The following is a 13,855-nucleotide window of genomic DNA, read 5'->3' as shown; positions in this document are numbered from 1 at the left end:
GCGCCCGTTAGCGCGCCACGGGCGCAGCGGCCATGTACGTCCGCCGCAGGAAGCGCAGAAGTGTCTTCGAGTCGAACTGCACGACCGAGGTGCCCTGCGCCGAGTGGAACTCGACGACGGCCTGGACGCGCCCGCAGGGCCACACCCGGACCTCGCCGGACTCGGCCGGTGTCCGCAGGCCCTGTTCGAGCAGTGAGCGGGAGAACGTGTATTCGTGTGTCCCGGGCAGGCCGACCCTTACCGAGCGAGGGTCGGCGTCAGGGTCGTAGCGCAGGACCACCGGGACGGCTTCCTCATCGATGATGTCCGCGTCCGAGACTATGTGGGCTCTTGCGTACTGTTCGACTACAGACATGCGCCGGCCCCTTACTCTGGGCGACCTGTGCGAAGGCTGTGGCATCCGCTTTCCATCCAATGTCGCATATTTTCCGGAATGCACCTCTCTCGAGCGGGCGACCCTGCACGACGGACAAGCTCCTCGCTCTTGCAACCTATTCGCATTAAGCCACTATCATCGAACGGTGCACGTACCTGACGGATTCATCGACGCACCCGCCTCCGCCGCGACCGGAGTCGTCGCCGCAGCCGCCGTCGCCCTGAGCCTGCGCGGCGCGCGGCGTGAACAGGGGGGCACCTCCCGCTCGAGCGCAGCCGAGAGTGGGGGAGAACGCACCGCGCCGCTGGCCGGACTGGTCGCGGCGTTCATCTTCGCCGTGCAGATGCTCAACTTCCCCGTAGCCGCGGGCACCAGCGGGCATCTCCTCGGCGGCGCGCTGGCCGCGATACTCGTCGGCCCCTACACGGGAATCCTGTGCGTGTCCGTGGTCCTGCTCATGCAGGGCATCCTCTTCGCCGACGGGGGCCTGACCGCGCTCGGCGTGAACATCACCGACATGGCGATCGTCACGACGGTCGTGTCGTACGCCGTGTTCCGAGGCCTGGTGAAGCTGCTGCCGCGGACCCGCCGGTCCGTCACCGCCGCCTCCTTCGCCGCCGCGCTCGTCTCCGTCCCGGCCGCGGCCGTCGCCTTCACGCTGCTGTACGCGGTCGGCGGCACCACGGATGTGGCGGTCGGCAAGGTCGCCACCGCGATGATCGGCGTGCATGTGCTGATCGGCATCGGCGAGGCCGCGATCACCGCGCTGACCGTCGGCGCCGTCATCGCCGTACGGCCGGACCTCGTGTACGGGGCGCGCGGCCTTTCGCAGAAGCTCAAGCTGCGGGTGAACGGCGAACTCGTCGATGTGCCGGACGCCGCGCCCACCCCCGTGGCCGCCCGGTCCCACCGCAAGGTGTGGGCGGTCGGCCTGGTCACCTCGCTGGTGCTCGCCGGGTTCGTGAGCTTCTACGCCTCCGCGAACCCGGACGGCCTGGAGAAGGTCGCGGCCGACCAGGGCATCGACCAGAAGACCGAGGAGCACGCCGCCGCCGACTCCCCGCTCGCCGACTACGGCGTCAAGGACGTCGACGACGCCCGCATCTCCGGCGGTCTCGCGGGCGTGATCGGCGTCGGCGTCACCGTCGTCGCGGGCAGCGCGGTGTTCTGGGCGGTGCGCAGGCGTCGTACGGACGACGCCTCTCCCGTGAGCACCGGGGTCTGACATGGGCGCCGGACACGCCCACAAGCTCTACCGGCACGGGCACTCCCCCGTGCACGGCCTGCCGCCGCACACCAAGCTCGCCGCCGCGTTCGCCTTCGTGGTGGTCGTGGTGTCGACGCCGAGGGAGGCGATGTGGGCGTTCGGCCTGTACGCCGTGCTGCTGGGCGTCGTCGCGTACGTCGCGCGGGTGCCGGCCGGGTTTCTGCTGCGCCGGCTGCTGATCGAGGTGCCGTTCGTCGCCTTCGCCGTGCTCATGCCGTTCGTGGCGGAGGGCGAGCGGGTCGAGGTGCTGGGGCTCTCCCTGAGCGTGAACGGCCTGTGGGGCGCCTGGAACGTGCTCGCCAAGGGCACGCTGGGCGTGGCCGCGTCGGTGCTCCTCGCCGCCACCACGGAGCTGCGCGAACTGCTGCTGGGGCTGCAGCGGCTGAAGCTCCCACCGCTGCTCGTGCAGATCGCGTCCTTCATGATCCGTTACGGCGACGTCATCACCGACGAGATGCGGCGCATGCGGATCGCGCGGGAGTCGCGCGGCTTCGAGGCGCGCGGCGTGCGCCACTGGGGCGTGCTCGCGAAGTCCGCGGGCGCGCTGTTCATCCGCTCCTACGAGCGGGGCGAGCGGGTGCACCTGGCCATGGTCAGCCGGGGTTACGCCGGTTCGATGCCGGTCATCGACGAGGTGACCGCGTCCCGGGCGCAGTGGTCGTACGCCCTCGCACTCCCCTTCGCCGCCCTCGTCGTCTGCCTGCTGGGATGGGCCCTGTGACTGATGTGACACCTTCACTGGACGTGGCCGGTCTGGCCTTCGCGTACCCCGACGGCCACCAGGCGCTGTTCGGCGTGGACTTGTCGATCGCGCGCGGCGAACGGGTCGCGCTGCTCGGGCCGAACGGCGCCGGCAAGACGACGCTCGTGCTGCACCTCAACGGCATCCTGAGCGGCGGCGCGGGCACGGTGACGGTCGCCGGGCTGCCCGTGGGCAGGCAGCACATGGCCGAGATCCGGCGCAGGGTCGGCATCGTCTTCCAGGACCCGGACGACCAGCTGTTCATGCCGACGGTCCGGGAGGACGTGGCCTTCGGACCGGCGGCGGCCGGGCTGAAGGGCGCGGAGCTGGAGAAGCGTGTGGACCGTGCCCTGGGTCAGGTAGGCATGGCGGACTTCAAGGACCGCCCGCCGCACCACCTCTCCTTCGGCCAGCGCCGCCGGGTGGCCGTCGCGACGGTCCTCGCGATGGAGCCGGAGATCCTCGTCCTGGACGAACCGTCGTCCAATCTCGACCCGGCCTCGCGCCGCGAACTCGCCGACATCCTGCGCTCTTTGGACGTGACCGTGCTGATGGTCACCCATGACCTCCCGTACGCCCTCGAGCTGTGCCCGCGCTCCCTGATCCTCAGCGACGGAGTGATCGCGGCGGACGGGACGACGGCCGATCTGCTGGCGGACGACGAGCTGATGCGCGCACACCGGCTGGAGTTGCCGTTCGGCTTCGATCCGCGTTCCGTGACAATGGGCGCGTGACGAACGAGGACACGACCGGCGAGGGCTCGCTGCTGCTCGACGACCAGCTGTGCTTCGCGCTGTACGCCGCCCAGCGCGCGGTGACGGCCGCGTACCGTCCGCTCCTCGACGAGCTCGGTCTCACCTACCCGCAGTACCTCGTGCTGCTGGTCCTCTGGGAGCGCGGCGAGACCACGGTCAAGGAGCTGGCGGCGGCCCTGCGGCTCGACTACGGCACGGTGTCCCCGCTGCTGAAACGGCTGGAGTCGGCAGGGCTCGTGCGCCGGGAGCGCTCGGCGCGCGACGAGCGCTCGGTGCTCGTCGCGGTCACCGGGCGCGGGGAGGAACTCAAGGAGCGGGCCACGCGCGTGCCCGGCGCGCTGCTCACGGCCGCGGGGATCGGCGCGGCGGAGGTGGCGCGGTTGCGTGCGGAGCTGTGGGAGCTGACCCAGCGAGCGGCGGCGGCTGCGGACCGCGCCCGCTGATCTCGGGTTACCCCCGGTTGCTACCCCCTGGTAACAGCAACTGACCTACCAGCCAGTACCTTGTGCACGATGCTTTTGTGCGCACCTTTTCCGGGGGAGGCCGACCATGACCGACGACACCGCGACTGACGACACCGCGGTCGACACCCGTCCGATGAAGATCATGTACGTCGCCGAGGCCACCGCGCACGGCGGCCGGGACGGATACGTCACCAGTCAGGACGGCCGGCTCGAGCTGAAGGTCGCCATGCCGCCGCAGCTGGGCGGCGACGGCAACGGCACCAACCCGGAGCAGCTCTTCGCGGCCGGCTACAGCTCGTGCTTCCACAACGCGCTGGTCCTGGTGGGCAGACGGGCCGGCTTCGACCTGACGGGGTCCACGGTCGCCGCGAAGGTCGGCATCGGCCCCAACAGACAGCGCGGCTACGGCCTCGCGGTCGCCCTGAGCGTCTCGCTCCCCGTCCTCGACCAGGACGTCGCGGAGAAGCTGGTGGACGCGGCCCACGAGGTCTGCCCGTACTCGAACGCCACGCGCGGCAACATCGACGTAACGATCCTGCTCGGCTAGCGAAACCGGGGAATCGCAGGCTCTTCGTGGCTGTTGCCCCCACAGTCTCAGGCGAGCCGGAGGGAAGTGCGGGCGTGGACGTGAACGGCACAGTGGCCGAGGGCTTCGGGCCGGTCAGGGAAGCGTTCCTGCGCAACTTCGAGGTGCTCGGGGACCGGGGTGCGGCGGTCACCGTCTACCGGGACGGTCACAAGGTCGTCGATCTGTGGGGCGGCACCAAGGACGTCGACGGCACGGACCCCTGGGAGCAGGGCACCGCACAGATCGTGCGCTCGGCGACCAAGGGCGTCGCCGCCGCCGTACTCCTGCTGCTGCACCAGCGCGGCGAACTGGACCTGGACGACCCGGTGGGCGCGTACTGGCCGGAGTACAAGGCGGCGGGCAAGGAGCGGACCCTCGTACGGCATCTCCTCGCGCACCGCGCGGGCGTGCCCGTCCTCGACCGTCCGCTGACTCCCGCACAGGCCGCCGACCCGGCGCTCGGCGCGGACGCGGTCGCGGCGCAGGCGCCGGTCTGGGAGCCGGGGACGGACCACGGGTATCACGCGCAGACGTACAGCTGGCTGACGGGCGAGCTGGTGCGGCGGGTCACCGGGCGGCCGATCGGCGAGTGGATCGCCGACGAGATCGCCGGACCGGTGGGCGCGGACCTCTGGCTCGGGCTGCCGCGGACCGAGCACGCGCGCGTGGGCCGCGTGGCGCAGATCGAGGCGCCGCAGACCACGGGGCTGAGGACGCGCCCCAAGCGGGCCGTCTCCGAGGCCTACGCCGACCCCGCCTCCCTCACCCGCCGCGCCTTCGCCGCGCTCACTCCCCTGCCGGACGAGAACGACCCCGCCTACCGTGCGGCCGCCCTGCCCGCGTCGAACGGCATCGCCACGGCGGACGGCCTGGCCCGCTTCTACGCGTCGCTCATCGGTGAAGTGGACGGCGGCGTACGGCTGTTCACCCCGCAGACCACGGAACTGGCACGCGTCGAACAGTCGTCGGGTCCGGACCGGGTGCTCGTGGTGAACACCCGCTTCGGCCTCGGATACATGCTGGACGGCGGCGCGTCGCCCCTCCTCGCGCCGGGTTCCTTCGGTCATCCCGGACGCGGCGGCGCCCTCGGCTTCGCCGATCCCGGCTCCGGCATCGCGTTCGGCTATGTGACGAACGGCTTCCGCAAGAGCGTGACGGCGGACCCGAGGGCGCAGGCACTGGTACGGGCGGTACGCACCGCGCTCGCATGACTCAGACGTTGATCGGGTGCGACGTCCGCCCGGACGCCGAGTCGATCTCCCCGTGCGCCTTGGTCAGCAGCTGCATCGCGAGTTCGTTGAGCGCGCGCGCCCCTGCGATCTCCTCACCCACCCTCGGCTGATTCGCGTCGGTGTGGTGCCGCGTGGCGTGCCCGTGCGCCCGCACCTCCGTACCGTCGGGCAAGCGCACCAGCGCGACCGCGCGCGTGTGCTCGTCGTCCTCCAGGAACTCCAGCTCGACATGCCATCCCACTGCGGTGTGCATCATGACGATCACCTCCGGAACACCTGCTTCCAGAGTGCTCCTAACGGCGACGGGATGCACCCACTGCGAGGGGCCGAACTGGCTGAACCGGCCGTTGTCAGTGGTGTCCGCCATGCTGGAGCCACACACGAGGCATGGCACGAGACAGGGGCACGGGGGTGGCGGGTGCGGTCGCTGGGGCGGGAGTTCGGGTGGCTGTGGGCGGCGTTCGCGGTCAGCACGTTGGGGACGTGGCTGGCGTTCGACGCGTTCCCGCTGATCGCGATCACCGTGCTGCACACGGGGTCGACAGGGGTGGCGCTGCTGGCGTCCGCGGGCCTCGCGGTCGCGGCGGTGGTGGCGGTGCCGCTCGGGCCGTGGGTGGAGTTCCGGCGCAAGCGGCCGGTGATGGTCACGATGGACCTGATCCGGTGCGCGGCACTGCTGAGCATCCCCGCGGCGTACGCGCTCGACGCCCTCACCTTCACCCAGCTCCTGCTCGTCGCGGTGGTCGTGGGCGCGGCGGACATCACCTTCAACGCGGCGAGCGGCGCCTGTCTGAAGGCGCTTGTGCCGCCGGAGCACCTGCTCACCGCGAACGCCCGCTTCGAGTCCACGACCTGGACCTCGACCGTGCTCGGACCGCCGCTCGGCGGTGCCGCCATAGGACTGTTCGGCCCGGTGACGACCGTGCTGGCGAACGCGGTCAGCTTCCTGCTGTCGGCGGCGGGAATCCGCGCGATCGGCGGGAGCGAACCGCCGCCCGCCGTGCAGGAGACGCCACGCCTGAGACCGGGAGACCTGCTCGAAGGCTGGCGGCACATCCTGCGAACTCCCGCACTGCGCCCGCTGTTCTTCAACAACGTGCTGGTCAACGGCCTGATCATGGCGTCCTCACCTCCCCTCGCCGTGCTGATGCTCGGCCGGCTCGGCTTCGCGCCCTGGCAGTACGGCCTCGCGTTCGCCGTCCCCTGCCTGGGCGGGCTGATCGGCGCACGGCTGTCGCGCGGACTCGTGGCCCGCTTCGGCCGGCACAGGGTGCTGCTGGTCGCCGGGTCGCTGCGGGCGTGCTGGTGCGTGGGGCTGGCGTTCGTCGGGCCCGGCACGTCCGGGCTGCTGCTCGTCATGAGCCTGGAGTTCGTACTGATCTTGTCCGCGGGTGTGTTCAGCCCGGTGCTCGCCACCTACCGCCTCGAACGGACGCCGCCGGACCGGGTGGCCCGCACCCTGTCGGCGTGGTCGGTCAGCAGCAAGGCGACGATCGCGGCGCTGACGGCGACATGGGGTCTGCTGGCGAGCCTCACCGGCCCGCGTACGGCGATCGGGCTGGCCGGTGTGCTCCTTCTGGCCACGCCCCTGCTGCTCCCACGCCATCCGGTGGACGAGCGCACGGAGGTGACCGTGACTCAGTAGGTCACCCGGCGTGCAGCATCAGCCCGATCCCGACCACCAGCAGCCCTGCCGCGGCGATCCGCGGCGCCCCGAACCGCTCCTTGAAGAACACGGCCCCGATGGCCGCCCCCACGATGATCGACGACTCGCGCAGGGCGGCGATGGGCGCGAGTTCCGCACGGGTCTGCGCCCACAGCACGAGCCCATAGGCACCGACGGACAACGCGGCGCCGAGCAGCCCGAGTCCGGCGAAGGGACGGAGCTTGGCGACGGTCTCGCCGCGCCAGCGGGAGAAGGCGTACGCGGGGACCGCGACACCCTCTACGGCCATCAGCCAGGCGATGTACCCGAGGGAGGACCCGGAGGCGCGCACCCCGAGCCCGTCGACGACGGTGTACGCGGCGATGGTCAGCCCGGTCGCCAACGCGGCCCCGATCGCCGTCCAGTTGGGCCGGTGCCCGCGCAGCCCCCACAGGGCGACGCCCGTCAGCCCGGCGCAGGACAGCGCGATGCCTGCGGCGGCCCAGCCGTCGGGCACCTCGTGCGCGAAGACGGCGGCGAGCACGGTGACGACGAGCGGCGCGGTGCCGCGCGCGATCGGGTACGCCTGCCCGAAGTCGCCGAGCCGGAAGGACCGCATGAGCAGCAGGTAGTAGGCGACGTGGATGACGGCGGAGGCGATGAGGTAGGGCCACGCCCCGGCCGCCGGGAACGCCACGAAGGGCACCAGGGCGAGCCCGATCAGGGTCCCGCCGCCGGCGATGAGCGTGAACCCGACGAGCTTGTCGGTGATGCGGTGGGCGATGGCGTTCCAACTGGCGTGCGTGACCGCGGCGAGCAGGACGGCCGCGGTGACCAGCGGGGTCACGAGAGGCGCTCGCGCACGTCCACGAGAGTGCCGCCGGCGTGGGCGACGAGGGCCTTGGGCTCCATGGGGAAGACGGCGTGCGGGTTCCCGGCGGCCGCCCAGACGAGGTCGTGCTCGAGGAGCGACCGATCGGCGAGGACACGGGTGCTGGTCCGGTGCCCGAAGGGGGGCACCCCGCCGATGGCGTACCCGGTCGTCTCCCGCACGACGCCGGCCTCGGCCCGCGTCACCTTCTCGGCGCCGAGTTCCTTCCGCACGAGCTCGACGTCGACCCGTGACGCCCCGTCCATCAGCACGAGCACGGGCACTCCGTCCGCCGCGAAGATCAGCGACTTGCAGATCTGGCTCAGCTCGCATCCGATGGCCGCGGCGGCCTCGGCGGCGGTACGGGTGGCGTCCGGGAAACGGCGGATGCGACCGCGCAGGCCGCCGAGGCCCAGCTCGTCCAGGGCCGCGGCGAAACGTGGGTGGGCGCCGGAGTCTTCGGGTTCGTCGGCGTCAGTGGCGGCTGTCGTCATGCACGGCACCGTAGCGGTGGGTGTATGGGGCAGGCGACTGGGTTTCGGTCGGCCGTCCCCATTTACTAGCCATGTACATAATAGCCATGTACATTATTTTGGGTGAGCGAGACACCGAAGGGGGCCACCCCCGGTCACCTGGTCTGGCGGCTGTCCATGAAGTGGCGCAACGCCGTGGACCAGGCCCTGGCACCCCTGAACCTGACGCACGCCCAGTACATGCTGCTCGCCTCCCTGTTGGGGATGGAGCGCTCCGGCCGGCGGCCGAGTCAGCGGGAACTGGCCGATCACACGGGGCTGGAGGCGCTGTACGTGTCCAAGCTGGCCCGCTCGCTGGAGGGGGCCGGACTCGTCCGGCGTACACGCGACTCCGACGACACCCGTGTCGTACGGCTGGCGCTGACCGACGACGGGCTGCGGACCGTACGCCCGGCCATCGACGCCGTACAGGCGCTGCTCGATCAGCTGCTCGCCCCGCTGGGCGGGCTGGACGATCCGCGCACGGCGGCCTTCGCACGCACCCTCACTGAGCTCCTGGACACACCACTCGGCCCCCGGCCCGGGGACGAGCCACGAAAGGACCGCTCGCATGCCTGAGACACGCGTTCTCGACTCGACCATGTACCACGAGGAGTCGGGCAGTGGGACCCCGATCGTGTTCCTGCACGGGAACCCGAGCTCCTCGCACCTGTGGCGCAAGGTGCTGCCCGGCGTCGGCGGCGGGCGCCTGCTCGCGCCGGACCTCATCGGGATGGGCCGCTCCGGCAAGCCGGACATCGACTACCGGTTCGCCGACCACGCGCGCTACCTCGACGCCTGGTTCGACGCGCTCGGTCTGGACCGTGTCGTCCTGGTCGGTCACGACTGGGGCGGTGCGCTCGCCTTCGACTGGGCGGCCCGGCACCCGGAGCGGGTGCTCGGGATCGCCTTTCTGGAGACCATCGTCAAGCCGATGGCGTGGGAGGACCTGTCCGAGCAGGCCCGCAAACGGTCGGAGACCATCCGTACGCCGGGCAGCGGCGAGGAGATGGTGCTCGACCAGAACCTGTTCGTCCGCCAGGCGTTCACCGGCGGTGTCCTCACCCCCGTGGCCGCCGACGACCTCGCGACCTACCTCGCGCCCTTCCCGGACCGCGAGAGCCGCCGCCCCGTCCTGGCGTGGGCCCGGCAGATGCCGCTGGGCGGTGAACCGGCCGAACTCGTGGCCCGCATCGAGGCGTACGACGCCTGGCTCGCCAAGAGCGACGACGTGCCGAAGCTGCTCATGACCTTCGAGGGGGCACCGACCCTGCTCATCGGTCCTGCCATGGCCGACTGGTGCGCCGAACACATCGCCGCGCTCGAGACCATCCACTGCGGGGCCGCGGGTCACCACGCCCCCGAGGACCGTCCCGCCGAGATCGCCGCCGCGATCTCCTCCTGGCTGGGGCGGGAGGGGCTGCGCCAGGGCCTGTCCGGCGGATCAGGTCGCGGGAAAGCGGCGGCGACCGGCAAGCCCGGGTGAGCGGGGCGGTGGGGGTGCCCCCGCGCGAGGTTGTTCGAGCGTGGGGGAGCGTCCGGCTGCAAGGCGGAGGAGGGCGTCGACACGATGGGGGTCCCCCGCTCGAGCGAAGCCGGGAGTGGGGGAGTCGGCGACCGACGACAACGCCGGTGGGGACACCTCCGCTCGAGCGAGGCCGAGAGTGCGGGAGGGCGTGCCACGCCCCGCGTCTGCGGCATGATCCGCCGGACAGGCCCCAGCCCCCTCGCCCCTGCGCTCAGGCCCCCTGCACCGCCTCCGCCCGCCTCCGCCCGCCTCCGGCGGCCCCCGACGATGCCGCCGAGGGCGCCCAGGGAGACCAGGCCCATGGCCGCGGAGGCGATGACGCCCTTCACGCCGTCCATGGTGAGGTACATCGCCGCGGCCGTGGCGCCGTTGAACAGGAACAGGAACCACAGCGTCCCCGGCCTCGCCAGGAACGCCTTGATGCGGGGCTTCTTCGCGATGCGCGAGCCGGCGACGAGCGCGAGCACGGAACCCGCGACGGTCGCGAAGTCCTTCTGCGTGCCGTCCAGGACGGATCCGGCGGCGACGCTCGCGGCGAGGCCACCGGCGAAGAGGCTCCAGAGCAGCAGGTCGGCGACGAACTTCCGGACGGCGGCGAGCGGAGAGGCCATGGGTGTTTCCTTACGGGCGAGGTTTTCCGGGACGACTGCGATCTGCCGTCCACGATCCCCGCGCCCGCCCGCCGTCACGAGGGAGCGCACACCCTGATCCGTGGTGCAGCCCGCTACACCACGGATCAGGGCGTTCAGTGAGGCATGGCCTCAGGCCCCGACCAACTCCCGGTCCCCGTCCGGGTCCTTGGGCTGCTCGCCGTCCCGCGCGCGCAGGCCCTCGCCCTCCACGTCCACGTTCGGCAGGGCCCTGTCCAGCCACTTCGGCAGCCACCAGGCCTTCCTGCCGAGCAGCGCCAGCACCGCCGGCACGATCGCCATCCGCACGACGAAGGCGTCGAAGAAGACCGCGATCGCGAGGCCGAAGCCGATCATCTTGATCATCGACTCGCTGGAGGTGATGAACCCTCCGAAAACGGCGATCATGATGACCGCGGCGGCAACCACGACCCGGGCGCTGTGCCGGAAGCCTGTCACCACGGCCTGGCCGGGCGTCTCGCCGTGGACGTACGCCTCCCGCATGCGGGTCACGAGGAACACCTCGTAGTCCATCGCGAGACCGAAGACCACGCCCACCATGAAGATCGGCATCATCGACATGATGGGACCGGTCTGCTCGACGCCCAGCAGGCCGCCGAGCCAGCCCCACTGGAAGACCGCGACGACGGCACCGAGCGCGGCGAGCACGCTGAGCAGGAAGCCGAGAGCCGCCTTCAGCGGGACCAGGATGGAGCGGAAGACCGCGATCAGGAGGAGGAAGGCGAGCCCGACGACCAGGGCCAGGTACGGGATCAGCGCGTCGTTGAGCTTCTGCGAGAAGTCGATGTTCAGCGCGGTGGTGCCGGTGACCAGCACCTTCGCATCCGTGTCGGCCTTGACGTCCGCGCCCGTGTCGCGGATGGCGTGCACCAGGTCCTCGGTCTGCGTCGAGGACGGTTTGGAGGCCGGTATCACGGTGATCGTCGCGGTGTCGCCTGCCTTGTTGAACGCCGCCGGGGTCACCGTCACGACGTCCTTGAGGCCCTTGACGTCGTCGGTCACCGTGGTGGCGGCCGCCTTCGGGTCTGCGCTGCCCTTGGCGTCGACCACGATCATCAGGGGGCCGTTGAAGCCGGGGCCGAAGCCCTCCGATAGGAGGTCGTAGGCGCGGCGCTGTGTCGTGGACGTCGGCTGCGATCCGTCGTCGGGCAGGCCCGGCTCCAGCTGGGAGGCCGGGACGGCGACCGTTCCCAGACCGGCCACGCCGAGCAGCAGCACGGCGGCCGGACGGCGGACGACGAAGCTGGCCCAGCGGGCGCCCAGGCCGGGCTTCCCCGAGCTACCGGCGTCGGTCTTCCGGCGCTTCTCGCCCGCCGGCTTGACCTTCCTGCCCGCGTACCCGAGCAGCGCCGGGATCATGGTCAGTGCGATGAGGACGGCCACCACGACCGTGCCCGCCGCCGCGACGCCCATCTTCGTCAGCATCGGGACGTTGACGACCGCCAGGCCCGCCAGGGCGATCACGACGGTGAGGCCCGCGAAGACCACCGCCGAGCCGGCCGTACCGGCGGCGCGGCCGACCGCCTCTTCGCGGTCACGGCCCTCGGCCAGCTCGCTGCGGTAGCGGGAGACGATGAACAGCGCGTAGTCGATGCCGACCGCGAGGCCGATCATCAGCGCCAGAGTGGACGTGGTGTCACCGAGGTCGAGCGCTTTGGCGAGGGCGGTGATGGTGGAGACGCCGATGCCGACGCCGATGATCGCGGTCAGCAGCGGCAGTCCGGCCGCGACCAGGGAGCCCAGGGTGATGACGAGGACGACGGCGGCGAGGGCGAGACCCACGATCTCACCGGCCGCCCCGGGATCGGCCCCGGCCTGCAGCGCGTCACCGCCGATCTCGACGGTCAGCCCGGCGTCCCGCGCGTCCTGCGCGGCGTCCTCCAGGGCGTCCCGGGAGGTGTCCTTCAGCTCCATGCCGGAGACGTCGTACTTCACGGACACGTAGGCGACCTTGCCGTCCTTGCTGACGGCGTTCGCCTGGTAGGGGTCGGCGACGGAGGTGACCTCGGAGCCGTCGGCCAGCTCCTTCATCGTCTTCTCGACGGTGGCCTTGTTGTCGGCGTCGGTCATCCTCTCGCCGGCCGGCGCCTTGAAGACGACGCGGCCGGTCGCGCCGTCGGCGCTCATGCCGGGGAAGCGCTGTTCCAGCAGGTCGAAGGCCTTCTGGGCCTCGGTGCCGGGGATCGAGAAGGAGGTGGAGCCCGCCGCGGGGGCGCTGGCCGCGCCGACGCCCGCGAGCGTCAGCAGCGCCACCCATATCAGGGCGACGAAATGCCGTCGCCGGAAGGCGAACCGGCCGAGTTCGTAGAGGAATGTGGCCACGAGGGCGTACTCCCGGTCAGTCGTGGGGTGCAGGGGCCTGTGCCGGGATTCCGGCACAGGCCCCAAGGGCAGGGGTGACCAACCCGGCGGGGAGGCAGGGGTGATCGGCCCGACGACGTGAGCGGTGACGTCAGGTGGTGATGGGTGAGGGGACTTGTGTCAGTGGGACTGCACGCCGAGCGCGGGGAGGACCACGGCGTCGATGTACGAGATCAGGAAGGCCTGCGTCGGCGGCTGCTCGTCGATCAGCGTGCGGGCGGCGAACGCGCCGAGCATCATGTGCACGATGAACTGGATCGCCGGGTTGTCCGCACGGATCTCCCCCCGGTCGACCGCCCGCTGCAGCACATGGCGGAACTCCGCCATCTCCGGCTCGACGAGATGCTCCCGGAACGCCTTCAGAAGGTCCGCGTTGGCGTGCATCGCCATGGCCAGACCTCGCATCAGCGCGGAGTTCTGCTCCATCTCGCAGTCGTCGGACCGCATGGTGAGGGCGTGCAGGTCGCTCCTGAGCGAGCCGGTGTCGATCTCGTCGAGGGAACCCGGCTTGTTGTGCCGCACCGCCTTCGCCACCAACTCGGCCTTGCCGCCCCACTGGCGGTAGAGGGTGGCCTTGCTGGACCGGGTGCGGGCGGCCACGGCGTCCATGGTGAGGGCGTCGTAGCCGACTTCGCGGAGCAGGTCGAGCACGGCCTCGTACAACTCGGCCTCGCGCTCGGGCGTGATCCGACTGCGCCGCGCCGTCGCGACCTCGGTCATGCCACTCACCCTTCCCACTCCGAACGACACTGTTTCGTACGTGAAGAATGTAGCGCACCCGCCGTCGAAACGAAACGGTTTCGTACGTGTCTTGGGTCACCCGCCGCCGGAACGGGAGGATTTTTCACAAGTTGCCCTGACCCATCCGGAGGAAAAGCATGGTG

At 71.2% G+C, this 13,855-nt stretch carries 15 protein-coding genes; 9 read left to right on the top strand and 6 right to left on the bottom strand.

Annotated elements, in window-relative coordinates; genetic code table 11:
• Nucleotides 1-7 precede the first annotated feature (7 nt).
• Entirely contained in the window at nucleotides 8-355 is a 348-nt protein-coding gene (locus tag ABZO29_RS25740; RefSeq protein WP_367322542.1) for an SsgA family sporulation/cell division regulator, read from the bottom strand.
• Nucleotides 356-521: 166 nt separating this feature from the next.
• Here ABZO29_RS25740 and ABZO29_RS25735 point away from each other — a divergent pair, with 166 nt between their 5' ends.
• The 6 genes from ABZO29_RS25735 to ABZO29_RS25710 all read left to right on the top strand — a co-directional run bounded on the left by ABZO29_RS25735 (nucleotide 522) and on the right by ABZO29_RS25710 (nucleotide 5,383).
• Nucleotides 522-1,601: an energy-coupling factor ABC transporter permease gene (locus tag ABZO29_RS25735; RefSeq protein WP_367322541.1), complete on the top strand. Its 1,080-nt coding sequence runs from the start codon at nucleotides 522-524 to the stop codon at nucleotides 1,599-1,601.
• 1 nt (nucleotide 1,602) lies between these two features.
• Nucleotides 1,603-2,364 (top strand): cobalt ECF transporter T component CbiQ, encoded by a 762-nt coding sequence (gene cbiQ, locus ABZO29_RS25730; protein WP_367322540.1) that lies wholly within the window; start codon nucleotides 1,603-1,605, stop codon nucleotides 2,362-2,364.
• A complete protein-coding gene (locus ABZO29_RS25725; RefSeq protein WP_367322539.1) occupies nucleotides 2,352-3,119 on the top strand; it encodes an energy-coupling factor ABC transporter ATP-binding protein in 768 nt (255 codons plus the stop codon). Before cbiQ ends, ABZO29_RS25725 begins: the two co-directional genes overlap by 13 nt.
• On the top strand, nucleotides 3,116-3,583 hold the full coding sequence (locus ABZO29_RS25720) for a MarR family winged helix-turn-helix transcriptional regulator (RefSeq protein WP_367322538.1): 468 nt from the start codon (nucleotides 3,116-3,118) through the stop codon (nucleotides 3,581-3,583). The genes ABZO29_RS25725 and ABZO29_RS25720 overlap by 4 nt, the downstream gene beginning before the upstream one ends.
• A gap of 106 nt (nucleotides 3,584-3,689) precedes the next feature.
• Nucleotides 3,690-4,151: an organic hydroperoxide resistance protein gene (locus ABZO29_RS25715; RefSeq protein WP_367322537.1), complete on the top strand. Its 462-nt coding sequence runs from the start codon at nucleotides 3,690-3,692 to the stop codon at nucleotides 4,149-4,151.
• A gap of 74 nt (nucleotides 4,152-4,225) precedes the next feature.
• Complete coding sequence (locus ABZO29_RS25710; protein WP_367322536.1) at nucleotides 4,226-5,383, top strand: serine hydrolase domain-containing protein; 1,158 nt, start codon at nucleotides 4,226-4,228, stop codon at nucleotides 5,381-5,383.
• A 1-nt stretch (nucleotide 5,384) separates the two neighbouring features.
• Here ABZO29_RS25710 and ABZO29_RS25705 read toward each other — a convergent pair whose 3' ends face one another.
• Entirely contained in the window at nucleotides 5,385-5,660 is a 276-nt protein-coding gene (locus ABZO29_RS25705) for a DUF1876 domain-containing protein (RefSeq protein WP_367326244.1), read from the bottom strand.
• A 162-nt stretch (nucleotides 5,661-5,822) separates the two neighbouring features.
• On the opposite strand from ABZO29_RS25705, the gene ABZO29_RS25700 reads away from it, so the two are divergent.
• Complete coding sequence (locus tag ABZO29_RS25700) at nucleotides 5,823-7,049, top strand: MFS transporter (RefSeq protein ID WP_367322535.1); 1,227 nt, start codon at nucleotides 5,823-5,825, stop codon at nucleotides 7,047-7,049.
• A 1-nt stretch (nucleotide 7,050) separates the two neighbouring features.
• Here the strand turns inward: ABZO29_RS25700 and ABZO29_RS25695 are convergent, their stop codons facing one another.
• Entirely contained in the window at nucleotides 7,051-7,896 is an 846-nt protein-coding gene (locus ABZO29_RS25695) for an EamA family transporter (RefSeq protein ID WP_367322534.1), read from the bottom strand.
• The gene (locus ABZO29_RS25690) at nucleotides 7,893-8,414 is read right to left on the bottom strand and encodes a YbaK/EbsC family protein (RefSeq protein WP_367322533.1); all 522 of its coding nucleotides are present in this window, start codon (nucleotides 8,412-8,414) and stop codon (nucleotides 7,893-7,895) included. The genes ABZO29_RS25695 and ABZO29_RS25690 overlap by 4 nt, the downstream gene beginning before the upstream one ends.
• A gap of 102 nt (nucleotides 8,415-8,516) precedes the next feature.
• Between ABZO29_RS25690 and ABZO29_RS25685 the strand changes: the two genes are divergently transcribed.
• On the top strand, nucleotides 8,517-9,011 hold the full coding sequence (locus tag ABZO29_RS25685; RefSeq protein WP_367322532.1) for a MarR family winged helix-turn-helix transcriptional regulator: 495 nt from the start codon (nucleotides 8,517-8,519) through the stop codon (nucleotides 9,009-9,011).
• Nucleotides 9,004-9,918 carry a haloalkane dehalogenase gene (locus tag ABZO29_RS25680; protein WP_367322531.1) on the top strand — a complete coding sequence of 305 codons (915 nt, stop codon included), beginning with the start codon at nucleotides 9,004-9,006 and terminating at the stop codon, nucleotides 9,916-9,918. Before ABZO29_RS25685 ends, ABZO29_RS25680 begins: the two co-directional genes overlap by 8 nt.
• Before the next feature lie 803 nt (nucleotides 9,919-10,721).
• On the opposite strand, the gene ABZO29_RS25675 is transcribed toward ABZO29_RS25680, so the two are convergent.
• Together ABZO29_RS25675 and ABZO29_RS25670 are read right to left on the bottom strand one after the other, a co-directional pair.
• Nucleotides 10,722-12,932: an MMPL family transporter gene (locus ABZO29_RS25675; RefSeq protein ID WP_367322530.1), complete on the bottom strand. Its 2,211-nt coding sequence runs from the start codon at nucleotides 12,930-12,932 to the stop codon at nucleotides 10,722-10,724.
• Nucleotides 12,933-13,091: 159 nt separating this feature from the next.
• Nucleotides 13,092-13,691: a TetR/AcrR family transcriptional regulator gene (locus ABZO29_RS25670; protein WP_367322529.1), complete on the bottom strand. Its 600-nt coding sequence runs from the start codon at nucleotides 13,689-13,691 to the stop codon at nucleotides 13,092-13,094.
• Nucleotides 13,692-13,855: the final 164 nt, after the last annotated feature.

This window comes from Streptomyces sp. HUAS ZL42, assembly GCF_040782645.1.
Lineage (GTDB): Bacteria > Actinomycetota > Actinomycetes > Streptomycetales > Streptomycetaceae > Streptomyces.
This window is presented reverse-complemented; position numbering and strand designations above follow the sequence as displayed.